Below are 25,639 nucleotides of genomic sequence, written 5' to 3' on the forward strand. Positions count from 1 at the left end.
ATCAGTGAGCCTTGCGCGGAGTGATGTAGCTGCTGATAAACGCAGGGTTGTGGGCCATGATCCGGGTGTAGACCTCGATGCCGAAGTCGACCCAGTCACGCATCAGTTCGCAGTAGTGATAGGTCGGGTGGGTCGGGTCGCCGTACCGGGCGTAACTCTCGTGGTAGCAGCCGCCGGAGCACAGGTTGCGGATCTGGCAGTCTTCGCAGCCGGTGTTGGTACGGTCCAGGCGCTGGGACAGGAAGTCATTCAACTCCACCTGTTTCACACCGCTGTGGACGTTGCCGAAGGTCGGCAGGCTCGACCCGGTAAAGCGATGACACAGGTTCAGTTCGCCCTTGTGATCCACTGCCAGCATCTTCAGGCCCGCGCCGCAAGGCAGGGCTTTTTTGTGACCTTCGTGGATGTCGGTGATCAGCTGGTGCAGATTGGAGAAACCGATGTTGCGGTGTTCCAGAGCCGCTTCCAGGTAACGCCGACCAAGTCTCTTCATGCTGGCGAAGACTTCGATCAGCTCGTCGCTGGACAGGTTGAAGGTGCTGATGTCGCCGGAGGTCACCGGGGCGAAGCCGACCTCGGCAAAACCCAGTTCGTTGAACAGGTGGTCCCAGATGGTTTCGACATCGGTGACGCCGGTGGTCAACGTGACCCGGGCACCCACCGGACGACTGTTGTAGCGCGACAGCAGCATCTCGGCCTTGCGCCGTACCACGTCGTAAGTGCCCTGCCCGCCCACGGTGATTCGGTTGCGGTCGTGCACGGTTTTCGGTCCGTCGATACTGACTGACAGGCCAAAACGGTGGGCATTCAGGTAGTCCACGGTCTCTTCAGTGAGCAGCGTCGCGTTGGTGGTCATGACGAACTCGACGAACTTGCCCGCCTCGCGGAAGCGCTTCTCGCAATAGTCGACCATGTACTCGATCAGCTTGCGATTACTCAGCGGCTCGCCACCGAAAAACACCACAGTGAAGCGCTCTTCATCCGGCGATTCGCGCAGCAGCATTTCCACCGACGCGACGGCTGTTTCGACGTCCATTTTCTTGCCGGCCGAGGGCTTGTCGAGGTCTTCCTTGTAGCAGTAGGTGCAGCTCAGATTGCAGCCGGTGTTGACGTTGAGCACCACGGTATTGATCGCCGTGCGCTCGACCCGTTTGGTGCCGATGTCCGGGGTCAGCGGCGAGCCGTCGCTGACCAGTTCCAGGGACATCAGCTCGCGCAGGGTCTCAGTGATTTCCTCGCCGTTGAAACGCGATGCCAGGCGCTGGATCAGGTCCTCCGACGAACAGCCGGGACCGCGCAAGGTATCGATGATGGTGCCCGTCAGCTCATCGCTGGCGAACAGCGAACTGCTGGGGATGTGGAACAGCATGCGGTCGGCATCGACGTGCACTTCGTGCAGGTTCCGTTCGACCAGATTCAAAATAGCGCCCATTGCAACCTCCTGTGCAAACCCCGGTTGACGGGGCCTGCGGTCATTCCGAAAAAGTGTCTGAAGCCTTAGGGATCAGCGAACTCATGGAATGGGTGGATTGTTCCAGCGTTGCACGGTGACGATCATGTGGCCTTCGCCGGTCAGGGATTTCCCTGCGTCGTCGACGGCGGCGATCACCTTGAGGTTGCCGGCATTGTTGGTGGACATCTTGCGTTGCGGGTTCGGCCCGGCATCGCCCGGTGTGAACACGCCGCTGTCGGCCTGCATGGTGCCGGCGAACTTGACGTCTTCGTCTTCCTTGGCGCGATCGTCGAAGGCTTCGACCGACCACTGCGCCGGGAACACGCCGATGCGATACGGCTTGCCATCTGCGCCCTTGCCCCAGGCTTCGGCATCGAAACGGCCCTGGACTTTCGGCGTCGAACCACCGCCCTCGCCGATCCGTGCCACCGAGAACTCGGGCACGACTTTGACTTGGTTGATCTTGCTGTAGACCGACAGGGTCGGGCCTTTCAGCGTGCCAACGGTGACGTTGCGCAGCCCCGGCTGGGCGTTGGCGGCCGCCTTGAGTTTGACCTTGATGCGATCAGGGCTTTGCTCGACGACTTCCACCACGTCCACGCCTTTGCCGAAGTTCGGTTTACCGGTGAGACCGCTGCCGATCAGGGTCACTTCAGTTTCGGTACCTGCCTTCAAATAACCAGGCTGCACCGCCAGCAAACGACTGCTGCCGTGTTTGGTGGCGACGAAGTCCAGGCCGCGCTCATCGTGCTCGGCCTCGAACATCCGCCCCTGCATGGCATTGCCCTGGGCCGCGAACACCTGGCGCATGGTCACGCCGTCGATGGTCACGTTGCCGCGCCATTCGTAACCGGTGTAGAGAATCGCGCTGCCCTCGCCATTGAACGGGCTGCCGTCGGCGTATTGGCCTTTGACGCCGACCTTGAAGGTGTCGCTGCCATCGGCGGTGACGCTCATCATGCCGGCCAGTTCGCCTTTACCCGGCAAGTGGCCGCTGAAGCTCCAGTCGCCGACCAGCGACTCGGCTTTCGGTGCGCTGCCCAGCCATTTTTTCCAGGCCGGGTTGTCCAGCGGGTAGCGCTTGGCCAACAGCGGCACCATGTCTTTTCGAGCCAGGTCGAACCAGTCGCGGTCACGAGACAGCGCCTGGTATTCCAGTGACGGCCATTGGCCGAGGTGGAAGTTCACCAGGCGCTCCCATTCCTGGGCCGGACGCCGTTGCAGGGCAACCCGCGCACCGGAGTGGCAGCGGCCGCACATCTGGCTGGTCTGGTCGTCGAACTTCTCGACGGTATTGAGTCGGCGCTCCAGCGCATAGCGCACGCCATCGGTTTCACTCGGCGCCAGGCCTTGGGTGTCGGCCAGGTATTTGACCAGAGTGCGGCGGTCGTCATCGCTGATCTGCAAACCGTGCATGGTCTGCATCCGGGCGATGCTCATCAGCCAGCCTTCCGGGGTTTTTCGCTGGTGGCTGATGCGGCTCAGGGCATTGTCAGCTTCGGGGGTGTGACAGCCCTGACAGGTTTCCTTGAGGATGGTCTGGGCGTCGCGGGCTGCCAGGCTGTATGGCGAATGCAGCGCCACACACGCGGCCACGGCCAGCAGACTGGCGCTCAGGCCTGATCGGAGTCTTCTCTTCATCAACGTCGAACCTCGCACAGTGCTTTCTTATTTTTGTGGCTTATCGTTTTTATGGTTTCTGCCGCCGGCGGCGCACCGCTGACGGAGGCAAGAGAAACGTCTGCAATGAGCAATACACGGAGCGTGCCAGCTTGACGACAGCCTTTCTTATCAAGCACTTACACGAAGACAAGGCCCGCGAATCGAGGCTGGGCGGGTTCGCCTGCGTCTAATATCGCGACAGGTGTTGCAACCTGAGACAAGCATAGATGCCCCGGCCGGAACAGTTCATCGCCCGACGATTGACGGCCATTGCAGGCGGGTGCGAAATGGTGATTCACCGATTGCCAGTCAGGGGAAAACAAAATGGCAAGCATCACTGTCCTGGCGGGGGACTTTCTGCAGGGTGATGGAGAGTACAGAGACGGCGTTTTTACCCTTAGAACGTCGCTTCACCCGTGGCCCGGCATCACCCTCCCGCTCTCAGCGTTCAAGCGTGTGGAAGTCGCTAACCAGGAATCGATCAACAACATCAAGGACGCCATCGGCTTCGGCGTGGCGGGCGCGATGTTGCTGGGCCCTATCGGCGCCCTCGCCGGGTTCATGTTGGCCGGCAAGGAGACCGAAGTGACCTTTCTGGCGACGCTCAATGATGACAAAAAGCTGTTGGCTGCCGTAGATGGCGCCACGTTTGAAGAGATTTCTCGGAAGATCCATTCCTGATCTCCCATTTCCCCGCAGCACTTGCGTGTTGCGGGGGGACGCCGGCTCAACTGGCCAATGTCGAGGAAATGTTTTTGTGAGCCTCGATTTTTTGCTGAATATCCGCCACAAGTACAGCAATGTCATGGGGACTGTTCAAGTTCCATATGGGGACGTTAGTGGCGATCAGTTCCACTTTTCCTGTCATGCAGTCACAGACCCGGATCGTCAGGGACTGGTCTGCCTCCATGACGCATGTGCACACAGCGGGCAACATACTGTGTTCAATGATGTTTTGAATTTCCAGGGTTGAAAGGAACATCGTTACCTCCCTCACGCCAGATGGTTGGCCGGATGAACGGACCATCGCTTCATCCACCGAGCCAGAAAATTCTAGTCTCCTGAAGTGGGTGTCTCAAGGTCGCAGCAGGTCGCTCGTCGTCTCATAGTTGTCGCAATTTGCAACAACCCCCTCTGTGTCCGCTGTTCCCATGAGCCGCCAAAACCCCGCCGACCAAGGGCGTCCCTGCCTTTCTTGGCACTTGGCACAGCCATTGCGAAAGCCTCCGTTCTCACGAACAACAAGAGGTCTCGCCATGCCCCTCCCTTATTTGCTTCCCGCCACCTCGGCGTTCATCCAGCGCGCCCCGCGCATGCTTATCGGCGGTGACTGGGTCGAGGCCGCCGACGGCCAGACCATGCCCCTGCACAACCCGGCCACCGGTGAAGTGCTGTGCGTCGTGCCAAGGGCAACGCCCGAGGACGTCGACCGCGCCGTGCTGGCCGCTCGTCAGGCCTTCGATGATTCGCCCTGGACCCGCACCCGCCCACGGGAGCGGCAGAACCTGTTGTGGAAACTCGCCGACCTGATGGAACGCGACGCCGAACTGCTGGCGCAACTGGAATGCCTGAACAACGGCAAAAGCGCAGCGGTGGCCCAGGTGATGGACGTGCAGTTATCCATCGACTTCCTGCGCTACATGGCGGGCTGGGCGACCAAGATCGAAGGCTCGAGCGTTGAAGTGTCGTTGCCGCTGATGCCCAACGATCAGTTCCACAGTTTCATCCGCCGCGAAGCGGTAGGTGTAGTGGGCGCCATCGTTGCCTGGAACTTCCCGCTGCTGCTGGCCTGCTGGAAACTCGGCCCGGCCCTGGCCACCGGCTGCACCGTGGTGCTCAAACCCGCCGACGAAACCCCGCTGACCGCGCTGAAACTGGCCGAACTGGTGCTGGAAGCCGGGTACCCCGAGGGCGTGTTCAACGTGGTCACCGGCACCGGCATCACCGCTGGCTCGGCGCTGACCCACAACCCTCTGGTGGACAAGCTGACCTTCACCGGCTCCACCGCCGTGGGCAAGCAGATCGGCAAGATCGCCATGGAGTCCATGACCCGTGTCACGCTTGAACTGGGCGGCAAATCACCAACCATCGTCATGGCCGATGCCGACCTGAAAACCGCCGCAGCCGGGGCCGCCAGCGCAATTTTCTTCAATCAGGGCCAGGTGTGCTGCGCCGGTTCCAGGCTGTATGTGCAGCGCAAGCATTTCGACAATGTGGTGGCGGACATCGCCGACATCGCCAACGCCATGAAACTCGGCAACGGTCTGGACCCAAGCGTCGAGATGGGGCCGCTGATTTCCGCTCGCCAGCAGGAACGGGTGTACGGGTACATCGAAAAAGGCCGGGAAAGTGGCGCGACCATCGCCTGCGGCGGCGAGCAGTTCGGGCCAGGTTTTTTCGTCAAGCCGACGGTGATTGTCGATGTCGATCAGAAGCACTCGCTGGTGCAGGAGGAGATCTTCGGCCCGGTGCTGGTGGCGATTCCGTTCGATGATGAAGCCGATGCGTTGCGCATGGCCAATGACAGTCCTTATGGGCTGGGCGCGAGTATCTGGTCGAACGACCTGGCGGCGGTACACCGGATGATTCCGCGAATCAAATCGGGGTCGGTGTGGGTCAACTGCCACAGCGCGCTCGATCCAGCGCTGCCGTTTGGCGGGTACAAAATGTCCGGGGTCGGGCGGGAGATGGGGTATGCGGCGATTGAGCATTACACCGAGTTGAAGTCGGTGTTGATCAAGTTGTAATAGCGCCGTTCTTCGCTGATCGTTCCCACGCTCTGCGCGGGAACGATCGGTTAGGGTTTGAAGCCTTGCGACAGTAACCAACTCCGAACCATCCGCCCCTGCTCCACCGTCAACCCCGCCAGCACCTGCTCGGCCGGTTCGGTCTGCAACCGCCGCACCAACGGCGCCAGTTCAACCCCCTGCACATGCCAGATCCCCAGCGGCTGATCCGCCGTGATCACCACCTCGGCGTCATCGACAAACCCATCTTTCAACACCGGCGCCCGCTCAATCCTCAACGCCGCAAAATCCGCCTCGGCATGGGCCACTTCAGCATCCGGCCACTGCCGCCGTGCCTGCCAGAACGGCTGCTCCAGCCACCTCTGCTCATCGGCGTAAAAGTCGCGACCGATCCGCGCAAAGCGCAAAAACAGCTGCTCCACCCGCTGCTGATGAAACCGTTGGGCCAGCGCCGCCCGTTCCGGTTTACGCAATAACGTGTTGATCACCGTGGGCGCCTGTAACGCTGAAGACAAGGACTGGAAAATACCATTGCCCGACAGCGGATCCACCGCCATCGCGGCATCGCCGACCCGGATCCAGTGATCACCACAGACCTGCGGACTCAAAATCGCCGTGCTGCTGCGCGCATGCAGTTGGAGATCGGTCTCAGGCCCGACACCGAAAAACTCACGCGCCCATGCCGAACCCTGACGCCGTGCGCGGCAGTAATCCAGCAACGTCGCCTTGCCCGGCAATTCCGCGCTGGCCACGTCCACCGTCCATTGCCAATAACACTGACCGTCGGCCCGCCGCGCCATCCACGCCCAGCCGTCCTCAAGGCTTTCCACCGCGCTGGCGGTGCTGCCCGGCGTGCCTTGCCAACGATTGAGCAGGCTGACCGTCTCCGGCCCGCGCAGGCCTTTGCCCAGTGCGGGCGCCTGGCGTCCGCGGGCCTCTACCAGAAAATCCGCAAGCAGCGCCTCGCGCCCTTCAATCTCGACCCGATGCCCCACCCCCGAGGCCTGAACGCTCAGCACCCGCCCTTCGATCAGCTCAACACCAGCCAGACGCAGGTCTTCGCGCAAACCTCGGTCGAAACTCGGGCGATCCAACAGAAATTCGATGTTCTGCGCATGTTGCTGACCGTTCCACGACACCTGCCGCTGGGAGGGCAACGCCGCATCCGCCAACGCCTGCTGCAGGCCCGCGCCGCGCAAGGCCTCCAGTACCCGAAGCGAAACGCCTTCCAGTGCCGCAAACCGGCGCCACTCGCTGACCAGGGTCACCGCATAACCGAGTCGCCGCAAACCCAGGGCGACTGCCGCCCCGGCAGGTCCAGCGCCAAGAATCACAATCATGCGCCGAAGCGCCGTTCAGGGCCACGATAGCGGGCGTTCTCGCGCAGCCACTCGATGACGTGCTCGTTACTCGCGTCGGGATGGGCAACCAGGAAACTCGCAATATGTCCGCTCAACGCCGCACACCCAAGGCTCGCACCGGACTGTCCCGGATAGGTCCCATGCACGCACGCCGCGAAATCGGCCTGGGCACTGTTGAGCCACGACCATTCATGCTCGGTGCAACGCGCATCGCCGGTGACGCGCAGCACCTGTGGATAATTCGCCGGATACACACCCTCGCCCTGGGCCGGGCTGGAGGCACACAACAAAATGCCCCGCGCCACCGCCGCTGCGCAGGCTTCGCGCAACAGGCTGCGATCCTGGCGTAATCCAAGGCTCAAATTAATCAAGCGAACATCCTGCGCCACCAGCCAGTCGATAGCGCTGGCAATTTGCAAGGCGCTGGTGACGCCGCGCTGGTCAAACACCTGCCCCACGCAAAACACCGCCGCAGGGGCTCGCCGCCCGATGGCTTCGATCACCGCGCTGCCGTGGCCCAGCGGGTCGTCACGCAAGTCGCTTTCGGCCAGGCCATCCTCCAGCAGCGAAAAACGCCGTCCGGCGATCACCTGCACCCGCTGCGCCGCCGAATGTCCGCTGTCGACCACGCCAATCCTTAGCTCAGGCTTCATGCAGCACCGCTTTTGAAATGAGTACGCCGTCGAGCAATTCAAAACGCACATCAGCATCAGCCAGCGTGGAAGGACGATGGCTGATCAGGATCCGCGTGCGCCCGGCAAACAGTCGGTCGATGGCCTCGATGACTTCGCGCTCGGTGGCTTCATCCACCGCCGAGGTCGCTTCATCCAACACCAGAATCAGCGGATCCTGCAACAACGCCCGGGCGATGGCGATCCGCTGTTTCTGCCCACCGGACAACTGCTGGCCGCGTTCGCCCAACGGACTGTCGAGACCTTCGGGCAACGATTCGATCAGGCTGTCGAGTTGCGCCAGCCTTGCGACTTCGGCAATCGCTTCACGGCTGGCGTCCGGCACCGCGTAAGCGAGGTTGTCGGCCAGGCTGCCGCGAAACAGTACGATGTCCTGACTGACCACGGCTATCCGCCGACGCAGCTGGAACAGGTCCAGTTCACGCAGATCGACCTCGCCCAGCAGCACCCGGCCAGCTTGCGGATCGTGATGGCGTTGCAGCAGATCGATCAGCGTTGATTTACCGACGCCGGAGCCGCCGCTCAGGGCGACTTTCAAGCCATAGGGAATTCGCGCTTCGATGCCGCGCAAGGTCGTCGGACGACCGGGATGGCTGAAGTGCACGTCGTCGAAACGCAACTCGCCAGAGGTCGGCATCGGCTTGGGTTCAACCGGTGTTAGCACGGTCGGTTCTTCACCGCGCAGTTCCATGACCCGGCCGAGGCTGACGGTCATCCGCTGAATCGCGACATAGAGCCCGAGCAGGCTCTGAACCGGTCCGACCGCCATCCCCAGGTACGTGGAAAACGCGATCAGCGCGCCCAGTTGCCAGGTCCCCTGCACCACCCAATAACCGCCAATCAAAAACGCACAGGCCCGGGACAATGACGTCAGCGTGCCGGGCACCGCCTGGGTAAAAAACTCGGTGACTTGCAGGCGCAGCAGCTGGCTCATATAGCCTTGACCAAGCGACTCCAGACGGCGCGATTCACGTTGTTGCTGGCCGGCAGACTGGATGAATTTCATTACCGGCAAGGTCTCGACCATGAACGAGGACATGTCCGCCGAGCGCTCGCGCAACTGCCGTACATCGCGCTCGACTTTGCGCCGCATCCAGCGCAGCCAGAGGATGTCGAGGGGAATCAGCACCAATGCCAGCAGTGAAAGTTTCCACGACAGGGTCAGCAGCATCGCCACCGCCACCACCAGGCCAACCACGCTCGATACCGCCGAGAACAGCGAATCCACAGCGAAGCGCTGGATCTCCGCAACGTCGCCATCGAGGCGCGACATCAGATCACCGATGCGCCGCTGTCCATAGAAGCTCGGTGACAGGGTTTGCAGATGTCGATAAAGGTCATCGCGCAGGGAGAACAGAATCCGCCCGGACAGGCGCGTGTGCAGGTAGCGATTGATCCCCGACAGCGCTGTGCCAAGCAGCCCGGCGAGAATCATCAATCCGGCAATCAGCACCAGCATCGGGAAGTTTTTCGCCAGCAAGCCATCGTCGATCAATAGTTTGGTCAGCCACGGCTGCACCAGCACCAGCGAAGAAGCGCAGACCGACAAGCCGAGCAGCCCGGCAATCGCCAATCGATGCGGGCGCACAAAACTGTAGAGCCAACGCAACGCCGCTTGCAGGGCTTCGGGGTTCTGGCTGTCGATCAGCCGAACGATCAAGCGCTGCATCACGAACGCAACTGTTTGAGCTTGCGATACAGGGTCGCGCGGCTGATGCCCAAGGCGTCGGCGGCGGCCGAGACGTTGCCCTGATGGCTGTCCAAGGCCTGGCGGATCAGCTCCAGTTCGTTTTCGCGAATGCTGCCCGATGCCGGGCGTTCAGTCGCGGTCAGTTCGTCGAGCATGCTGTCGGGCAGGTGGTCGAGGGTGAGCACCGTGTCCCCGGGTTCGCGCATGGCCAGCGCGGTGCGCAGGACCATTTCCAGTTGGCGAATGTTGCCCGGCCAATGGTAGCCGTCGAGCAAGCGGCTCAGATCGTCATGCAGGACCATCGTCGGGGCATCAAGTTTGGCCAGCAGACGAGCAACCAAACTGCTGAAATCCTCGCGCTCGCGCAGGGCCGGGAGCATCACGCTGATGCCGTTGACCCGGTAGAACAGATCTTCACGGAAGTGCTTTTCTTCGACCAGGCGCTTGAGGTCTCGGTGGGTGGCGCAGATCAGCGCGACATCGATGTCTTGTTCTTCGCCCGCGCCCAGCGGCGCCACTTTACGGTCCTGCAACACCCGCAGCAGACGGGCCTGCAAGGCCAGCGGCATGTCACCGATTTCGTCGAGGAACAAGGTGCCGCCATGGGCCTGTTGCAGTCGTCCGATCATGCCGCCACGACGGGAGCCGGTGAAGGCGCCTTCGCGGTAGCCGAACAGTTCCGACTCGATCAGGCCTTCAGGGATTGCCGCGCAGTTCACCGCAACGAAAGGTTTGTCACATCGGGTTCCGGCCATGTGCAGCGCACGGGCGATGACTTCTTTACCGGTGCCGGTTTCACCGAGCAGCAATACCGGCAATTCATTGGCCAGCCCTTGGCGGGCCATGCGCAAGGCCCGGGCATAACGCACGTTACTGCCGGCCAGGGATTCGAGATCCGGTTGTGGCTTGGCGGTTTTCGCGGGGCTGCGCGGCGGTGTGCTGACGTTGATGGAACGTTGCGGCGCCCGCAGGGTTTTGTAGAAGAATTCGCCTTTGGCGGTCTGCAAACTGCCGACGCCACCTTGATGCAGACGGGACAGCAATTGCAGGCCATCGACACCGAGAAATTCCTCGCAACGCCGACCGACCAGGGCCGAACGCTCGGCACGCAGCAACTGACAGGCTTGCGCGCTGACCGCCAGGATCTGTCCGCCGAGACTCACCGCCAGCAGGCCCTGCCAAGGGGATTCAAGGTATTGCCGACGGCTGTGGAACGCGAGGACGATTTCGTCCGGGTAACTGGCGTTGAACACGCGGCTTTCGATCTGGCTGACGGCCATGGCCAGCAACGCGGTGCTGTCATGAACGCGGCCGAGGGGGCCTTCGCGGGTCAGATCAAGGACGCCGAGGATGTCGCCTTGGGGGCAATGGATCGGCACCGATGTGCAGGAGAAATCGCTGAGACGATCGAGGTAATGCTCGCCGCAATCGATCATCGTCGGCCGGGCTTCCACCAGTGCGGTGCCCAGTGCGTTGGTACCACGAGCGGCTTCGCTCCAGCAGGCGCCCAGGGTGATGTCTTGCAGGCCGCTGCCCTTGAGGCGGTCGGCGCGTCCTTCGACGGCGAGGATGGTGGCGTCGGAGTTGGCGAGGATGATCAGGCCTTCCTTGCCTTGGCGTTCAGCCAGGTAGTCGATGGCCGGTAATGCGGCGTCGATCAGCAGGCGATTGCTTGCCAACAGCACGTCGAGGCTGGCGCTGGATTCCAGCGCCAGTTCGTGCTTGGCGTTGAAATGCACGCCATGGCTGAGGCTTCGCCGCCACGACGCATCGATTTCTGCCCGCAGAACACCATCGGGGACTTCGCCCTCCAGATGGAGTTTTTCCCGGGCCAGCCGGGCTTCGCGGTGCAGCTTGGGAGAAGGTGTTTTTATTAGCGTCATCAAGCGCTCCGGATCGGTCCGCTTTGCGCCTTTCAAGTTCAGCGCCCTGCCGCAATCTTTACGTTAACGTCAGGGCGATGGCAAGTGCCTTACAGCACTTGCGTTCTGTCAGGTGGACCGAGTCATCGTTCTTCGCGGGCAAGCCTCGCTCCTACAGGGTTGAGGCGAACCAAAATTCCCCCCCAGGCAAATAACCTGTAGGAGCGAGGCTTGCCCGCGAAGGCGACGTACCTGGCCCCAATGATCTCAGAGCTGCCACACCTCGGCATTCACAAAAAACGCCCGGGCATTGTCCTCAAGACTCTCCAGGTGATACCCGCCCTCCTGCACAATCAGACACGGCAACCCAAGGCTACGAATCCGTTCGCCCAACACCGCGAACCCTTCACGGGTCACTGCCACTTTGCTCTGCGGGTCCAGTTCGAAAATATCGAACCCCAGGGACAGCACCAGATGGCCGCCGGAGGATGGGGTGGTGGGTTTCGATATTCAGCTGTTGTGGACCCGCGAGCAGAAGATGAGTCAAGCCGAAACGGTCTTCCTCGAGCTTCACAGCACATGCTCAGTATTCGCGAGACTGTGCTGTGAAACTTTGAGCGCTTAGACGTGAGGGTCGCCCGGAGCTTTGCTCGGCGTGGCGTATTGCGGCTTGAGATGGCCGTCCTGATCGAGTAACCAGGCGTCCATGATCTGCCGCACCACAGGGCCGGCGACGCGACCACCGGCCTCACCGTTTTCAATCATCACCGAGATGACGATCTTCGGGTGCTCGGCCGGGGCGAAGCCGACGAACAAGGCATTGTCGCGGTTGCGCTCCAGGGTTTTCGCCCGGTTGTAGCGCTCGCCTTGCTTGATCGCGACGACTTGCGCGGTACCACTCTTGCCGGCAATGCGGTACTGAGCGCCTTGCGCGGCGGCTCTGGCAATCCCGCGGGCGTCGTGCATCACCATCTGCATGCCATGGTTGACCTGCTCCCAGTCACGCGGATCCTTGAGCAGGATGTTCGGCATAGGGTGCTCGTCCACCGGCGCTACGCCATCCACGGTCTTTGCCAGGTGCGGTCGGTTCCACACACCTTTGTTGGCAATCAGCGCGGTGGCCTGGGCCAGCTGCAGCGGCGTGACCTGCATATAACCCTGGCCGATGCCAAGGATCACGGTTTCGCCCGGGAACCAGGCCTGACGGCGCGTGGCGCGCTTCCACGCTTGCGATGGCATCAAGCCGGCAGACTCTTCGAACATGTCCAGCGAGACTTTTTCGCCGAGGCCGAACATGGCCATGTAGTCGTGCAGGCGATCGATGCCCAGCTTGTGGGCCAGGTCATAGAAGTAGGTGTCGTTGGAGCGCATGATCGCCGCGTCCATGTCGACCCAGCCGTCGCCGCTGTGGTTCCAGTTACGGTATTTGTGATCAAAGTCCGGGAGCTGGTAATAACCGGGGTCAAAGACGCGGGTCTGAGGGGTGACGACGCCAGCGTCGAGGCCGGCAATGGCTACTTCGGGCTTGATGGTCGAACCCGGCGCGTAGAGGCCGCGCAGAACGCGGTTGAAGAGCGGCCGATCGATGGAGTCGTGCAGCGCCGCGTATTCCTTGAAGCTGATGCCGGTGACGAACAGGTTCGGGTCGAAACTGGGCTTGCTGACCATGGCCAGTACTTCACCGGTCGACGGATCGAGCGCCACCACCGAACCACGACGATCACCCAAGGCTTCCTCGGCCGCTTCCTGAAGTTTGACGTCCAGGCTCAGGACAATGTTTTTGCCGGGGATCGGATCGGTGTGCTTGAGCACTCGCAGTACGCGGCCCTGGGCATTGGTTTCGACTTCTTCGTAACCCACCTGGCCGTGCAATTGCGACTCGTAGAATTTTTCAATGCCGGTCTTGCCGATGGATTGGGTGCCGCGATACTCCACCGTGTCGAGGGCTTTGGATTCTTTTTCGTTGATACGACCAACGTAACCGATCGAGTGCGCAAAGTGTGCGCCAAACGGGTAATGGCGCACGAACTGGGGCTCGACATCGATCCCCGGCAGACGGAACTCATTGACCGCGAGAACCGCGATTTGCTGTTCACTGAGCTCGTAGAACAGAGTGACCGGCACGAACGGGTGGCGCGCCTGTTTCATGGCCTTGTCGAACAGTGTCCGGTCTTCGGCTGGCAAGTGCAGGAGGTTGACCACCTCATCGAGCTCCTCTTTGACATCGGAGGCGCGTTCGCGGGTGATGGTGAGGTTGAAACTGGGACGGTTATCCGCGAGGACTACGCCGTTGCGGTCGTAGATCAGCCCGCGGGTCGGGGTGATCGGCAGGACATGGACGCGGTTGTTTTCGGAGATGGTCGAGTGATAGTCGTATTCGACCACTTGCAGGACATACATGCGCACCACAAGCGCGCAGGAAATGGCGGCGACGAACAAGGCGCAGGCGATCAGCCGCTTGTTGACCAGACGCGTCTCTTTTTCGTGGTCCTTGATGGGTATCGGTTCGGGCATTTCTGTAGCGGCTCTATGACTAAAAAAGAGGGCGATCCTTAGGCCTGCAAATCAATCCGTTAAAAAACGAGCTGCACCATACCAAAAACTGTGCAGTCACTTTAGTGGGATTTTCTCGAATGGTTGTCCTTGAGGGTCAAAACGACGGTCGGCTTTTTCTTTGACTCGTGCGTTTTGCTCAAGATTGATATTCCGATTCATGCATTTTTCTTGTAGATGAGCCTGTAGATACTGGGTGCATGTCATTCCATTTTGTTGTTTTGGAGTCTTTTCATGCATCCACGATTTCAACGATTACTCGGCTCGAATGGATTTTCCATCGGACTGGAACTGCCGCTGGATAACGATTGGTCCAATGATGGACAGCGGCTGCGGATCGCTCAGGATCGGCCTTTTGGTGTCCCCGACTTGAAGCAGCACGCGGCGATGGCACGTTTGGCTGACAACGCCGGTTTTCGCGCACTTTGGGTACGTGATGTGCCGGTTTACGACCCCAACTTTGGCGACGCTGCACAGGTCTTTGAGACCTTTTCTTACCTTGGGTATTTGGCCGGGATTACGGAGAACATCATGCTCGGTACAGCAGCGGTTGTGCTGCCATTGCGTCAGCCTTGGCTAACGCTCAAGGCCGCCAACAGTGTTGATGAACTGAGTGACGGGCGTCTGCTCCTTGGGGTGGCCAGTGGTGACCGGCCGATGGAGTATCCGTTGTTTGGGGTGGATTACGATCAGCGCGGGGAGATCTTTCGCGATACGGTTGAATTGATCCGCAGCCAGGGAGAAGGTCGTTTACCTGAGGGCGCTCGCCTGTTGCCGGAGCGAGATCAGCCTATGCCACTGCTGGTTGCAGGTCTTGGTCAACAATCACCGGCCTGGATTGGTGAGCACATGGATGGTTGGCTCGCCTACCCTGGTACGCCGGATGAGCACCGACGTCGAGTGGGGCTGTGGCGGGAAGTTGGAGGCGATAAGCCTTATATCAGCTTCGTACACTTGGACCTGACTGCTAATCCTCATACCCCCATGCGACGTGTGCGCTTCGGTGGCAGTTGTGGACGGCTGGCCTTGATTGATGAGCTTCAGGCGTTACGTGAGGCTGGTGTGCAGCATGTCGGCTTGCACATGCGTCGTAGCGAACGCCCTGTGGCAGAGGTTATTGAAGAGATAGCTGAATACGTTCTGCCGAAGTTTCACTAACGATGCTGAAAGCTGGGATAGCCCGTCGGCTATCCTTTTTTGTCACGCCACTTTCCTGCGGACAAAACAAAACCCCTACCTGCATACGCAGATAGGGGTTTCGGAATTTAATCTTGACGATGACCTACTCTCACATGGGGAAACCCCACACTACCATCGGCGATGCATCGTTTCACTGCTGAGTTCGGGATGGGATCAGGTGGTTCCAATGCTCTATGGTCGTCAAGAAATTCGGTAGCCAGGTCGTTTGCCTTACGGCGCACGCTCCAGCGAATGGGTATGTGATAGATCTCGGTGTTTGTGAACAATCGAACTTTCGGTTCATTTCGTCTTCACACACCGCAATCTGGTGCCCTTTCAGGTCAGCAAATTGCTTGGGTGTTATATGGTCAAGCCTCACGGGCAATTAGTATTGGTTAGCTCAACGCCTCACAGCGCTTACACACCCAACCTATCAACGTCGTAGTCTTCGACGGCCCTTCAGGGGACTCAAGGTCCCAGTGAGATCTCATCTTGAGGCTAGTTTCCCGCTTAGATGCTTTCAGCGGTTATCTATTCCGAACATAGCTACCCGGCAATGCCACTGGCGTGACAACCGGAACACCAGAGGTTCGTCCACTCCGGTCCTCTCGTACTAGGAGCAGCCCCTCTCAAATCTCAAACGTCCACGGCAGATAGGGACCGAACTGTCTCACGACGTTCTAAACCCAGCTCGCGTACCACTTTAAATGGCGAACAGCCATACCCTTGGGACCGGCTTCAGCCCCAGGATGTGATGAGCCGACATCGAGGTGCCAAACACCGCCGTCGATATGAACTCTTGGGCGGTATCAGCCTGTTATCCCCGGAGTACCTTTTATCCGTTGAGCGATGGCCCTTCCATACAGAACCACCGGATCACTAAGACCTACTTTCGTACCTGCTCGACGTGTCTGTCTCGCAGTCAAGCGCGCTTTTGCCTTTATACTCTACGACCGATTTCCGACCGGTCTGAGCGCACCTTCGTACTCCTCCGTTACTCTTTAGGAGGAGACCGCCCCAGTCAAACTACCCACCATACACTGTCCTCGATCCGGATAACGGACCTGAGTTAGAACCTCAAAGTTGCCAGGGTGGTATTTCAAGGTTGGCTCCACGCGAACTGGCGTCCACGCTTCAAAGCCTCCCACCTATCCTACACAAGCAAATTCAAAGTCCAGTGCAAAGCTATAGTAAAGGTTCACGGGGTCTTTCCGTCTAGCCGCGGATACACTGCATCTTCACAGCGATTTCAATTTCACTGAGTCTCGGGTGGAGACAGCGCCGCCATCGTTACGCCATTCGTGCAGGTCGGAACTTACCCGACAAGGAATTTCGCTACCTTAGGACCGTTATAGTTACGGCCGCCGTTTACCGGGGCTTCGATCAAGAGCTTCGCGTTAGCTAACCCCATCAATTAACCTTCCGGCACCGGGCAGGCGTCACACCCTATACGTCCACTTTCGTGTTTGCAGAGTGCTGTGTTTTTAATAAACAGTCGCAGCGGCCTGGTATCTTCGACCGGCATGGGCTTACGCAGTAAATGCTTCACCCTCACCGGCGCACCTTCTCCCGAAGTTACGGTGCCATTTTGCCTAGTTCCTTCACCCGAGTTCTCTCAAGCGCCTTGGTATTCTCTACCCAACCACCTGTGTCGGTTTGGGGTACGGTTCCTGGTTACCTGAAGCTTAGAAGCTTTTCTTGGAAGCATGGCATCAACCACTTCGTGTTCTAAAAGAACACTCGTCATCAGCTCTCGGCCTTAGAATCCCGGATTTACCTAAGATTCCAGCCTACCACCTTAAACTTGGACAACCAACGCCAAGCTGGCCTAGCCTTCTCCGTCCCTCCATCGCAATAACCAGAAGTACAGGAATATTAACCTGTTTTCCATCGACTACGCTTTTCAGCCTCGCCTTAGGGACCGACTAACCCTGCGTCGATTAACGTTGCGCAGGAAACCTTGGTCTTTCGGCGTGGGTGTTTTTCACACCCATTGTCGTTACTCATGTCAGCATTCGCACTTCTGATACCTCCAGCAAGCTTCTCAACTCACCTTCACAGGCTTACAGAACGCTCCTCTACCGCATCACCTAAGTGATACCCGTAGCTTCGGTGTATGGTTTGAGCCCCGTTACATCTTCCGCGCAGGCCGACTCGACTAGTGAGCTATTACGCTTTCTTTAAAGGGTGGCTGCTTCTAAGCCAACCTCCTAGCTGTCTAAGCCTTCCCACATCGTTTCCCACTTAACCATAACTTTGGGACCTTAGCTGACGGTCTGGGTTGTTTCCCTTTTCACGACGGACGTTAGCACCCGCCGTGTGTCTCCCATGCTCGGCACTTGTAGGTATTCGGAGTTTGCATCGGTTTGGTAAGTCGGGATGACCCCCTAGCCGAAACAGTGCTCTACCCCCTACAGTGATACATGAGGCGCTACCTAAATAGCTTTCGAGGAGAACCAGCTATCTCCGAGCTTGATTAGCCTTTCACTCCGATCCACAGGTCATCCGCTAACTTTTCAACGGTAGTCGGTTCGGTCCTCCAGTTAGTGTTACCCAACCTTCAACCTGCCCATGGATAGATCGCCCGGTTTCGGGTCTATTCCCAGCGACTAGACGCCCTATTAAGACTCGCTTTCGCTACGCCTCCCCTATTCGGTTAAGCTCGCCACTGAAAATAAGTCGCTGACCCATTATACAAAAGGTACGCAGTCACCCAACAAAGTGGGCTCCCACTGCTTGTACGCATACGGTTTCAGGATCTATTTCACTCCCCTCTCCGGGGTTCTTTTCGCCTTTCCCTCACGGTACTAGTTCACTATCGGTCAGTCAGTAGTATTTAGCCTTGGAGGATGGTCCCCCCATATTCAGACAAAGTTTCTCGTGCTCCGTCCTACTCGATTTCATGACTAAGAGATTTTCGCGTACAGGGCTATCACCCACTATGGCCGCACTTTCCAGAGCGTTCCGCTAATCTCAAAGCCACTTAAGGGCTAGTCCCCGTTCGCTCGCCACTACTAAGGGAATCTCGGTTGATTTCTTTTCCTCAGGGTACTTAGATGTTTCAGTTCCCCTGGTTCGCCTCTTAAGCCTATGTATTCAGCTTAAGATAACCATCTTATGATGGCTGGGTTCCCCCATTCAGACATCTCCGGATCAAAGTCTGTTTGCCGACTCCCCGAAGCTTTTCGCAGGCTACCACGTCTTTCATCGCCTCTGACTGCCAAGGCATCCACCGTATGCGCTTCTTCACTTGACCATATAACCCCAAGCAATCTGGTTATACTGTGAAGACGACATTCGCCGAAAATTCGATAATACTCAATTAAGAGCAACTCACAAATTTTACCTTAGCCTGATCCGTTACCAGTGAAAGTAACGTTCAGTCTATCTTTCTATCACATACCCAAATTTTTAAAGAACGATCTAATCAAAGACTAGAAATCAATATTCACACCGGAATATTCATTTCTAAACTCTAACAGCAGAAGCAGTTATATGGTGGAGCCAAACGGGATCGAACCGTTGACCTCCTGCGTGCAAGGCAGGCGCTCTCCCAGCTGAGCTATGGCCCCATAACAAAATTGGTGGGTCTGGGCAGATTCGAACTGCCGACCTCACCCTTATCAGGGGTGCGCTCTAACCAACTGAGCTACAGACCCAATTTCGAGCGCGCAACTGTTAGCTTGGAGCTATCAGCTTGGAGCTTAAAGCTGCTTCTATCGTCTTCTTCAATGAATCAAGCAATTCGTGTGGGAACTTATGGAGCAGCTGATGTCGTCGATTAAGGAGGTGATCCAGCCGCAGGTTCCCCTACGGCTACCTTGTTACGACTTCACCCCAGTCATGAATCACACCGTGGTAACCGTCCCCCCGAAGGTTAGACTAGCTACTTCTGGTGCAACCCACTCCCATGGTGTGACGGGCGGTGTGTACAAGGCCCGGGAACGTATTCACCGCGACATTCTGATTCGCGATTACTAGCGATTCCGACTTCACGCAGTCGAGTTGCAGACTGCGATCCGGACTACGATCGGTTTTCTGGGATTAGCTCCACCTCGCGGCTTGGCAACCCTCTGTACCGACCATTGTAGCACGTGTGTAGCCCAGGCCGTAAGGGCCATGATGACTTGACGTCATCCCCACCTTCCTCCGGTTTGTCACCGGCAGTCTCCTTAGAGTGCCCACCATTACGTGCTGGTAACTAAGGACAAGGGTTGCGCTCGTTACGGGACTTAACCCAACATCTCACGACACGAGCTGACGACAGCCATGCAGCACCTGTCTCAATGTTCCCGAAGGCACCAATCCATCTCTGGAAAGTTCATTGGATGTCAAGGCCTGGTAAGGTTCTTCGCGTTGCTTCGAATTAAACCACATGCTCCACCGCTTGTGCGGGCCCCCGTCAATTCATTTGAGTTTTAACCTTGCGGCCGTACTCCCCAGGCGGTCAACTTAATGCGTTAGCTGCGCCACTAAGAGCTCAAGGCTCCCAACGGCTAGTTGACATCGTTTACGGCGTGGACTACCAGGGTATCTAATCCTGTTTGCTCCCCACGCTTTCGCACCTCAGTGTCAGTATCAGTCCAGGTGGTCGCCTTCGCCACTGGTGTTCCTTCCTATATCTACGCATTTCACCGCTACACAGGAAATTCCACCACCCTCTACCATACTCTAGCTTGTCAGTTTTGAATGCAGTTCCCAGGTTGAGCCCGGGGATTTCACATCCAACTTAACAAACCACCTACGCGCGCTTTACGCCCAGTAATTCCGATTAACGCTTGCACCCTCTGTATTACCGCGGCTGCTGGCACAGAGTTAGCCGGTGCTTATTCTGTCGGTAACGTCAAAACAGATACGTATTAGGTAACTGCCCTTCCTCCCAACTTAAAGTGCTTTACAATCCGAAGACCTTCTTCACACACGCGGCATGGCTGGATCAGGCTTTCGCCCATTGTCCAATATTCCCCACTGCTGCCTCCCGTAGGAGTCTGGACCGTGTCTCAGTTCCAGTGTGACTGATCATCCTCTCAGACCAGTTACGGATCGTCGCCTTGGTGAGCCATTACCTCACCAACTAGCTAATCCGACCTAGGCTCATCTGATAGCGCAAGGCCCGAAGGTCCCCTGCTTTCTCCCGTAGGACGTATGCGGTATTAGCGTCCGTTTCCGAGCGTTATCCCCCACTACCAGGCAGATTCCTAGGCATTACTCACCCGTCCGCCGCTCGCCACCAGGTACAAGTACCCGTGCTGCCGCTCGACTTGCATGTGTTAGGCCTGCCGCCAGCGTTCAATCTGAGCCATGATCAAACTCTTCAGTTCAAACATCTTTGGGTTTTTAAGAAACCCTAAACTTGGCTCAGCAATCGTTGGTTACATCTTTGATTTCTCGCGGAGTAACTTGTGATGCTGATAATCTTGTTGACTATCAGTCTGACTCCACAAGCACCCACACGAATTGCTTGATTCAGTTGTTAAAGAGCGGTTGGTTAAGATCTTTCGTCTCAACCGAGGCGCGCATTCTACAGCAGCCTCTGTTGCTGTCAAGCGGTTATTTTCAGAAGTTTTCAAAGTTTCCTTTGCAACTTCAACCACTTGCGCTTCCGATCTCTCGTTAGCGGGAGGCGAATTCTACAGCGTTACTCGCTGCTGTCAACACCTCTTTTTCTCCGCTTTCGACCGAGAAGATCGAACCGTCAATCAAGCCAAACAACCCCGCTTGATCAACTCCTTCTGGGCTTCGATGACCTGAAGCAACTCGCTGTCGAAAACTGCGTAACTCTTTGTTTACCAAGGAGTTTTCCGTTTCGACTGCGCCGGAAGTGGGGCGAATTATAGACTTCCAGAATCTGCCGTCAACCCCTGATTTGGCTTTTCTATCAGGTTGCCCAAAATCGCTGCTTATATATAGACGCGACCGTCGCGAATGCGCAATATATTGCCCAAACCATAGAACAACACTTTCGCTTCCCACTTCGGACGATGCCACGCTATGAATGACCATCCCCGCAGCCTCGTCTCGACCCTGTTCTCGGTGGGCCTCCTTTTAATAGCCATGGCGTCGATCCAGTCCGGCGCCTCATTGGCCAAAAGCATGTTCCCGATTATCGGCGCTCAGGGGACCACCACCCTGCGGCTGCTCTTCGCCAGCGTGATCATGCTGATCCTGTTGCGCCCATGGCGGGCGAAGCTCACCGCAAAGTCCTTGCGTACCGTTATCGTCTACGGGATGGCACTGGGCGGCATGAACTTCCTCTTCTATATGTCTTTGCGCACCGTCCCCCTGGGTATTGCCGTCGCCCTGGAGTTCACCGGGCCACTGGCGGTGGCTATCTATGCCTCACGCCGCGCAATCGACTTTTTGTGGATTGCCCTGGCGGCTATCGGCTTGCTGCTATTGATACCGACAGGAGCGACAAGTGCGGGAATCGACCTGGCAGGCGCCAGTTATGCCTTGGGTGCAGGCGTGTGCTGGGCGCTGTACATCCTGTTCGGCCAGAAGGCCGGCGCCGACAATGGCGTACAGACCGCAGCGCTGGGAGTGATGATTGCCGCACTGTTCGTCGCGCCTATCGGCATCGTCCATGCCGGTGCCGCCCTGCTGACTCCGTCATTGATCCCCGTGGCCATCGCTGTCGCCCTTCTGTCCACCGCCCTGCCCTATACGCTGGAGATGGTCGCGCTCACCCGAATGCCAACCCGGACTTTCGGCACATTGATGAGCATTGAACCGGCTATTGGCGCGCTGTCTGGCCTGCTGTTTCTCCACGAGTACCTCACACTGTCACAGTGGATGGCGATCATGTGCATCATTCTGGCTTCCGTGGGGGCGACCATGACCATGGGAAGTGCTGCCAAGCCCGCGGTCGCGGCGGATTGATACAGGATTTGACGCAGGTCTGGTATTTGCCGCTCAATTAGGCCATGTTTAGGCCCGCAACCGAATGTCATCCAAGGATTTTTCAGGATAGGGATATCAGAACGCTTCAATCGAAAGCGAATGCAGCCACACCCGGGCGCGAGATCCGGGAGCGCTATAAGGACAGTAATGAAACGAATTTTGCTATTGATTGCCGTACTCGCAATTGCGGGTTGCGCGGCGACATCGAAAACACAAGTCAAACATGGCAAGAAAGGGCTGCATATCAATTGTTCAGGGCTTTCGTCATCCTGGGACAAGTGCTACACCAGCGCCGCCAACTCGTGCGCGCCCAAGGGTTACAAGGTCATCGCCAAGTCGGGAGATGCCGTGGAAGAACCAGGTGATTATCCATTTGGTCTCAACCCTGCCGGCTATACCAGCCGAAGCATGATCGTCATTTGCAAATAGGTTGATGCCGCCCGGCAATCTGGCGGCCAATCTCATCGTAACTGGACTTCAGCACGGTGCGCTGGATGTCGGGAGTGGCCAGCATTCGCGCCACGACCAAGGCACCGATGCATTGCGACAGAATCGCCCACGCCAGACTGTCGCTTTCCAGAATACTTGCCCAACGCTCCTGCAGCCGACAAATCCAGACCTCCGCCTCCTGGCGAACAGCGATATCTGAACGAGCAATTTCGGCTCCCAATACCGGTAATGCACAACCGGACTCCGGGTGCTCGACATGGGCCATGCTCAGATAATGCTTCAGGCAACGTTCGAGCCTGTCGCAATCCTGATCAGCACCCAAACGCTCCAGGCTTTGGCACAACTCGCGTTCGACGATCGAAGCGAACAGTTCGTCCTTCGACGAAAAGTGACTGTAGAAAGCAGCACCACTCAAGCCGATCGCCTTCATCAGCCCGTCGACGCCTACCGTGGAAAAACCGGATTTTTTGGCCGACACCGCGCTGCTTGTCAGCAGTTTCTCTCTTGTTTCCAGCTTGTGATTGGCCGAGTAACGCATTGCCTTGCCCTCAGGATTGACTGTCTTGACGCATGCCAAATCCTAGCATAACGTTCGTTCAGTTAACGATCGTTCATCAAAGGGATCTACCCATGAATAATAAGAAGGTCGTACTGGTTGTCGGCGCCGGTGATGCCACCGGCGGCGCGATTGCCAAACGTTTTGCACAGGAAGGTTTCATTGCCTGCGTCACTCGTCGTAGCGCGGACAAACTCCAGCCATTGGTCGATGCAATCAAGGCCAATGGCGGTGACGCCCACGGATTTGCCTGTGATGCACGTAAGGAAGAGGATGTGATTGCGCTGGTCGAGCAGATTGAGACCGAGATCGGCCCCATCGAAGCGTTTGTTTTCAACATCGGCGCCAATGTGCCGTGCAGCATTCTCGAAGAAACTGCCCGCAAGTATTTCAAGATCTGGGAAATGGCCTGTTTCTCAGGTTTTCTCAATGCCCGTGAAGTGGCCAAGCGGATGGCCAGGCGCCAACGCGGCACGATTCTGTTCACCGGCGCCACCGCTGGCTTGCGCGGAGCGGCAGGATTTGCAGCCTTCGCCGGCGCCAAGCACGGGATTCGCGCACTGGCTCAAAGCATGGCCCGCGAGCTGGGGCCGATGAATATTCACGTTGCCCATGTCGTCGTCGACGGCGCCATCGATACTGATTTCATCCGCAACAGTTTTCCGGAAAAGTACGCGACCAAGGACGAGGACGGCATCCTCAATCCCGAGCACATCGCCGAGAACTATTGGTACTTGCACTGCCAGCCCCGGGACGCGTGGACTTTCGAGCTGGATCTGCGCCCCTGGAACGAACGCTGGTAAGCCCTCCTCCCCTACAACAATAAGCAGAGCGCACCGACCATGAGCAAAACCGTGGAGTTTTTTTTCGATTTAGGCAGCCCCGCCACCTACCTGGCGTATACCCAATTACCGAAGATCTGCGAGCAGACCGACAGCCAGCTGGTCTACAAACCCATGCTGCTGGGCGGGGTCTTCAAAGCCACGGGCAACGCTTCACCGGCAACCATCCCGGCCAAAGGTCGCTACATGTTTCAGGACCTCGACCGCTACGCCAAACGATACGGCGTGCCACTGAAGTTCAACCCGCACTTCCCTATCAATACCCTGATGCTGATGCGCGCCGTCACCGGTATGCAATTACGTCATCCCGAACGCTTCCACGCGTTTATCGATTGTCTGTTCCACGCACTCTGGGTCGAGGGACGCAGCCTCGATGATCCGGCGACTGTTGCAGCCGTGCTGACGCGAAATGGTTTCGATCCAAAAGAAGTACTGGCCCTTACCGCCGATGAGGACGTCAAAGCCGCTCTCAAGGACAACACCGAGCAAGCGGTCCAGCGCGGTGTATTCGGCGCACCGTGCATGTTTATCGGCGATCAGATGTTCTTCGGTCAGGATCGACTGGACTTCGTCCTTGAGGCCCTGCGTTAAATCTCGATGACCAAACGACCTTGAGCCGCTCCACCAGCGAGCAGTTCATGGGCGGCCTCGGCGGTTTGCAATGTGAACTGCCGCGGGTCAAGCAACGGCTTCAGCTTACCGGCCTCAATCAACTTCGCGGCGTCCCGAAGGATCTGTCCGTGGTGCTCGCCGCCCTTGCCAGTCAATAAAGGCAACAAGGTAAACACTCCGGAGTAAGTCGCGGCCCGAAACGACAACGGTGCCAGACTGTGCTGCCCCCATCCAAGACAGCTCACCACATGCCCCTCGTAGACCCGAGCAGCCTTGAAGGAAGCATCCAGCGTTTCACCGCCCACCGTGTCATAGACTATATCGAACCCCTCTCCCCCCGTGTGCTCCGCCACATAGTCCTCAACCGAAGACTTGCGGTAGTCGATAAACGTCGCACCGAAGCTTTCGATGATTGCCTGCTGACCCGCAGAGCCCGTGGCGAATACTTCAGCACCGAAAGCCCGGGCTATTTGCACCGCCACGTGCCCGACACCCCCGGCACCGCCATGGATCAGCACCTTCTGACCGGCACGCACTCGAGCCCGATCTACCAATCCTTCCCATGCGGTTATCAACACCAGGGGTAACCCGGCGGTCTCACGCATACTCAGATTGCCCGGTTTGTGCGCCAGCAGACGCGCATCAACCACCGCGAACTGCGCAAGCGAACCTTGCGCACCGCCGATTCCGGTCGCCATCGCGTAGACCTCATCACCCGGCAGCCATCCACTTACGCCCTCCCCTAATGTATCGATCGTCCCGGCCAGATCCATGCCCAGCACCGCTGGCAAGGGCTGACGCGCATGAGCCGCCTGACCCGAACGAATTTTTCCATCCAGCGGATTCACTCCACTGGCTTTGATCCTGACCAACACCTGACCCGGCCCTGGCACAGGTCGCGGGATGGAAACCAAGCGTAACGGCCCGTTGGCCACATCAACAATCAGAGCACGCATTTGAAGTGAGTCAGTCATTTCGCAAATTCCTGTCAGAGGTGGCGGTAGGACGATCTTCCTCCCACTCACTCATGCCGATAAGACGCTGTATCGCTATAGTGACCATGCCCATTTGGCATCAATG

The 25,639-nt window shown here is 58.1% G+C and carries 17 protein-coding genes, 2 tRNA genes, 3 rRNA genes and 2 pseudogenes; 8 read left to right on the plus strand and 16 right to left on the minus strand.

Going from position 1 to position 25,639, the window contains the following annotated elements:
- Nucleotide 1: 1 nt before the first annotated feature.
- Together peaB and peaA are read right to left on the minus strand one after the other, a co-directional pair.
- Nucleotides 2–1,432: a quinohemoprotein amine dehydrogenase maturation protein gene (gene peaB, locus BLU63_RS00370; protein WP_010458403.1), complete on the minus strand. Its 1,431-nt coding sequence runs from the start codon at nucleotides 1,430–1,432 to the stop codon at nucleotides 2–4.
- 81 nt (nucleotides 1,433–1,513) lie between these two features.
- Complete coding sequence (gene peaA / locus BLU63_RS00375; protein ID WP_077748916.1) at nucleotides 1,514–3,094, minus strand: quinohemoprotein amine dehydrogenase subunit alpha; 1,581 nt, start codon at nucleotides 3,092–3,094, stop codon at nucleotides 1,514–1,516.
- 345 nt (nucleotides 3,095–3,439) lie between these two features.
- On the opposite strand from peaA, the gene BLU63_RS00380 reads away from it, so the two are divergent.
- Nucleotides 3,440–3,796, plus strand: a complete 357-nt coding sequence (locus BLU63_RS00380; RefSeq protein WP_083374665.1) for a hypothetical protein — start codon at nucleotides 3,440–3,442, stop codon at nucleotides 3,794–3,796.
- 46 nt (nucleotides 3,797–3,842) lie between these two features.
- Here the strand turns inward: BLU63_RS00380 and BLU63_RS00385 are convergent, their stop codons facing one another.
- Nucleotides 3,843–4,097: a DUF1652 domain-containing protein gene (locus tag BLU63_RS00385; RefSeq protein ID WP_010458398.1), complete on the minus strand. Its 255-nt coding sequence runs from the start codon at nucleotides 4,095–4,097 to the stop codon at nucleotides 3,843–3,845.
- Nucleotides 4,098–4,371: 274 nt separating this feature from the next.
- Here BLU63_RS00385 and BLU63_RS00390 point away from each other — a divergent pair, with 274 nt between their 5' ends.
- Complete coding sequence (locus BLU63_RS00390; RefSeq protein ID WP_083374666.1) at nucleotides 4,372–5,862, plus strand: aldehyde dehydrogenase family protein; 1,491 nt, start codon at nucleotides 4,372–4,374, stop codon at nucleotides 5,860–5,862.
- A gap of 50 nt (nucleotides 5,863–5,912) precedes the next feature.
- Here BLU63_RS00390 and qhpG read toward each other — a convergent pair whose 3' ends face one another.
- The 5 genes and pseudogenes from qhpG to BLU63_RS00415 form a co-directional block, all read right to left on the minus strand.
- Nucleotides 5,913–7,202, minus strand: coding sequence for a flavin-dependent monooxygenase QhpG (gene qhpG, locus BLU63_RS00395; protein ID WP_083374667.1), 1,290 nt, complete (start codon nucleotides 7,200–7,202; stop codon nucleotides 5,913–5,915).
- Nucleotides 7,199–7,876 carry a subtilisin-like serine protease QhpE gene (qhpE, locus tag BLU63_RS00400; RefSeq protein WP_077748921.1) on the minus strand — a complete coding sequence of 226 codons (678 nt, stop codon included), beginning with the start codon at nucleotides 7,874–7,876 and terminating at the stop codon, nucleotides 7,199–7,201. The genes qhpG and qhpE overlap by 4 nt, the downstream gene beginning before the upstream one ends.
- A complete protein-coding gene (locus tag BLU63_RS00405; RefSeq protein WP_010458394.1) occupies nucleotides 7,866–9,584 on the minus strand; it encodes an ABC transporter ATP-binding protein in 1,719 nt (572 codons plus the stop codon). The genes qhpE and BLU63_RS00405 overlap by 11 nt, the downstream gene beginning before the upstream one ends.
- Complete coding sequence (locus BLU63_RS00410; protein WP_077748922.1) at nucleotides 9,584–11,488, minus strand: sigma-54-dependent Fis family transcriptional regulator; 1,905 nt, start codon at nucleotides 11,486–11,488, stop codon at nucleotides 9,584–9,586. Before BLU63_RS00410 ends, BLU63_RS00405 begins: the two co-directional genes overlap by 1 nt.
- Before the next feature lie 246 nt (nucleotides 11,489–11,734).
- Nucleotides 11,735–11,941 (minus strand): annotated as a pseudogene (locus tag BLU63_RS00415) (histone deacetylase family protein); the annotation flags it as partial.
- Here BLU63_RS00415 and BLU63_RS32645 point away from each other — a divergent pair.
- Nucleotides 11,940–12,076, plus strand: a pseudogene (locus BLU63_RS32645) (LysR family transcriptional regulator); the annotation flags it as partial. The pseudogenes BLU63_RS00415 and BLU63_RS32645 overlap by 2 nt on opposite strands.
- 12 nt (nucleotides 12,077–12,088) lie before the next feature.
- Here the strand turns inward: BLU63_RS32645 and mrdA are convergent.
- Complete coding sequence (gene mrdA, locus BLU63_RS00420) at nucleotides 12,089–13,981, minus strand: penicillin-binding protein 2 (RefSeq protein ID WP_010458391.1); 1,893 nt, start codon at nucleotides 13,979–13,981, stop codon at nucleotides 12,089–12,091.
- A 273-nt stretch (nucleotides 13,982–14,254) separates the two neighbouring features.
- Between mrdA and BLU63_RS00425 the strand changes: the two genes are divergently transcribed.
- Complete coding sequence (locus BLU63_RS00425; RefSeq protein WP_077748924.1) at nucleotides 14,255–15,178, plus strand: TIGR03571 family LLM class oxidoreductase; 924 nt, start codon at nucleotides 14,255–14,257, stop codon at nucleotides 15,176–15,178.
- Nucleotides 15,179–15,289: 111 nt separating this feature from the next.
- On the opposite strand, the gene rrf is transcribed toward BLU63_RS00425, so the two are convergent.
- The 5 genes from rrf to BLU63_RS00450 all read right to left on the minus strand — a co-directional run bounded on the left by rrf (nucleotide 15,290) and on the right by BLU63_RS00450 (nucleotide 20,520).
- Nucleotides 15,290–15,405 (minus strand): 5S ribosomal RNA (gene rrf / locus BLU63_RS00430).
- 158 nt (nucleotides 15,406–15,563) lie between these two features.
- Nucleotides 15,564–18,455 (minus strand): 23S ribosomal RNA (locus tag BLU63_RS00435).
- A gap of 240 nt (nucleotides 18,456–18,695) precedes the next feature.
- Nucleotides 18,696–18,771: transfer RNA gene (locus BLU63_RS00440), tRNA-Ala, on the minus strand.
- Nucleotides 18,772–18,781: 10 nt separating this feature from the next.
- Nucleotides 18,782–18,858, minus strand: a tRNA-Ile gene (locus BLU63_RS00445).
- 123 nt (nucleotides 18,859–18,981) lie between these two features.
- Nucleotides 18,982–20,520 (minus strand): 16S ribosomal RNA (locus BLU63_RS00450).
- Together the 16S, 23S and 5S rRNA genes with 2 tRNA genes alongside form the textbook arrangement of a ribosomal RNA operon.
- A gap of 670 nt (nucleotides 20,521–21,190) precedes the next feature.
- On the opposite strand from BLU63_RS00450, the gene rhtA reads away from it, so the two are divergent.
- Together rhtA and BLU63_RS00465 are read left to right on the plus strand one after the other, a co-directional pair.
- Complete coding sequence (rhtA, locus tag BLU63_RS00460) at nucleotides 21,191–22,078, plus strand: threonine/homoserine exporter RhtA (RefSeq protein WP_010461127.1); 888 nt, start codon at nucleotides 21,191–21,193, stop codon at nucleotides 22,076–22,078.
- A 168-nt stretch (nucleotides 22,079–22,246) separates the two neighbouring features.
- A complete protein-coding gene (locus tag BLU63_RS00465; protein ID WP_010461128.1) occupies nucleotides 22,247–22,528 on the plus strand; it encodes a hypothetical protein in 282 nt (93 codons plus the stop codon).
- Here BLU63_RS00465 and BLU63_RS00470 read toward each other — a convergent pair.
- The gene (locus BLU63_RS00470; protein WP_077747872.1) at nucleotides 22,515–23,087 is read right to left on the minus strand and encodes a TetR/AcrR family transcriptional regulator; all 573 of its coding nucleotides are present in this window, start codon (nucleotides 23,085–23,087) and stop codon (nucleotides 22,515–22,517) included. The genes BLU63_RS00465 and BLU63_RS00470 overlap by 14 nt on opposite strands.
- A 92-nt stretch (nucleotides 23,088–23,179) precedes the next feature.
- Here BLU63_RS00470 and BLU63_RS00475 point away from each other — a divergent pair, with 92 nt between their 5' ends.
- Both BLU63_RS00475 and BLU63_RS00480 read left to right on the plus strand, forming a co-directional pair.
- Nucleotides 23,180–23,908, plus strand: coding sequence for an SDR family oxidoreductase (locus tag BLU63_RS00475; RefSeq protein WP_083374668.1), 729 nt, complete (start codon nucleotides 23,180–23,182; stop codon nucleotides 23,906–23,908).
- A 39-nt stretch (nucleotides 23,909–23,947) separates the two neighbouring features.
- The gene (locus tag BLU63_RS00480) at nucleotides 23,948–24,538 is read left to right on the plus strand and encodes a 2-hydroxychromene-2-carboxylate isomerase (protein ID WP_083374669.1); all 591 of its coding nucleotides are present in this window, start codon (nucleotides 23,948–23,950) and stop codon (nucleotides 24,536–24,538) included.
- Here BLU63_RS00480 and BLU63_RS00485 read toward each other — a convergent pair.
- Complete coding sequence (locus BLU63_RS00485; RefSeq protein ID WP_083374670.1) at nucleotides 24,535–25,533, minus strand: zinc-dependent alcohol dehydrogenase family protein; 999 nt, start codon at nucleotides 25,531–25,533, stop codon at nucleotides 24,535–24,537. The two genes, BLU63_RS00480 and BLU63_RS00485, sit on opposite strands and share 4 nt — an antisense overlap.
- Between the last annotated feature and the right edge of the window lie 106 nt (nucleotides 25,534–25,639).

The sequence above is a fragment of the Pseudomonas mandelii genome, from assembly GCF_900106065.1.
Classification (GTDB): Bacteria; Pseudomonadota; Gammaproteobacteria; order Pseudomonadales; family Pseudomonadaceae; genus Aquipseudomonas; species Aquipseudomonas mandelii.

Excerpts from the sequence above, each read along its gene's own strand:
- peaB (WP_010458403.1), bottom strand. The coding sequence starts at position 1,432 with ATGGGCGCTATTTTGAATCTGGTCGAACGGAACCTGCACGAAGTGCAC.
- peaA (WP_077748916.1), bottom strand. The coding sequence starts at position 3,094 with ATGAAGAGAAGACTCCGATCAGGCCTGAGCGCCAGTCTGCTGGCCGTG.
- BLU63_RS00380 (WP_083374665.1), top strand. The coding sequence starts at position 3,440 with ATGGCAAGCATCACTGTCCTGGCGGGGGACTTTCTGCAGGGTGATGGA.
- BLU63_RS00385 (WP_010458398.1), bottom strand. The coding sequence starts at position 4,097 with ATGTTCCTTTCAACCCTGGAAATTCAAAACATCATTGAACACAGTATG.
- BLU63_RS00390 (WP_083374666.1), top strand. The coding sequence starts at position 4,372 with ATGCCCCTCCCTTATTTGCTTCCCGCCACCTCGGCGTTCATCCAGCGC.
- qhpG (WP_083374667.1), bottom strand. The coding sequence starts at position 7,202 with ATGATTGTGATTCTTGGCGCTGGACCTGCCGGGGCGGCAGTCGCCCTG.
- qhpE (WP_077748921.1), bottom strand. The coding sequence starts at position 7,876 with ATGAAGCCTGAGCTAAGGATTGGCGTGGTCGACAGCGGACATTCGGCG.
- BLU63_RS00405 (WP_010458394.1), bottom strand. The coding sequence starts at position 9,584 with ATGCAGCGCTTGATCGTTCGGCTGATCGACAGCCAGAACCCCGAAGCC.
- BLU63_RS00410 (WP_077748922.1), bottom strand. The coding sequence starts at position 11,488 with ATGACGCTAATAAAAACACCTTCTCCCAAGCTGCACCGCGAAGCCCGG.
- mrdA (WP_010458391.1), bottom strand. The coding sequence starts at position 13,981 with ATGCCCGAACCGATACCCATCAAGGACCACGAAAAAGAGACGCGTCTG.
- BLU63_RS00425 (WP_077748924.1), top strand. The coding sequence starts at position 14,255 with ATGCATCCACGATTTCAACGATTACTCGGCTCGAATGGATTTTCCATC.
- rhtA (WP_010461127.1), top strand. The coding sequence starts at position 21,191 with ATGAATGACCATCCCCGCAGCCTCGTCTCGACCCTGTTCTCGGTGGGC.
- BLU63_RS00465 (WP_010461128.1), top strand. The coding sequence starts at position 22,247 with ATGAAACGAATTTTGCTATTGATTGCCGTACTCGCAATTGCGGGTTGC.
- BLU63_RS00470 (WP_077747872.1), bottom strand. The coding sequence starts at position 23,087 with ATGCGTTACTCGGCCAATCACAAGCTGGAAACAAGAGAGAAACTGCTG.
- BLU63_RS00475 (WP_083374668.1), top strand. The coding sequence starts at position 23,180 with ATGAATAATAAGAAGGTCGTACTGGTTGTCGGCGCCGGTGATGCCACC.
- BLU63_RS00480 (WP_083374669.1), top strand. The coding sequence starts at position 23,948 with ATGAGCAAAACCGTGGAGTTTTTTTTCGATTTAGGCAGCCCCGCCACC.
- BLU63_RS00485 (WP_083374670.1), bottom strand. The coding sequence starts at position 25,533 with ATGACTGACTCACTTCAAATGCGTGCTCTGATTGTTGATGTGGCCAAC.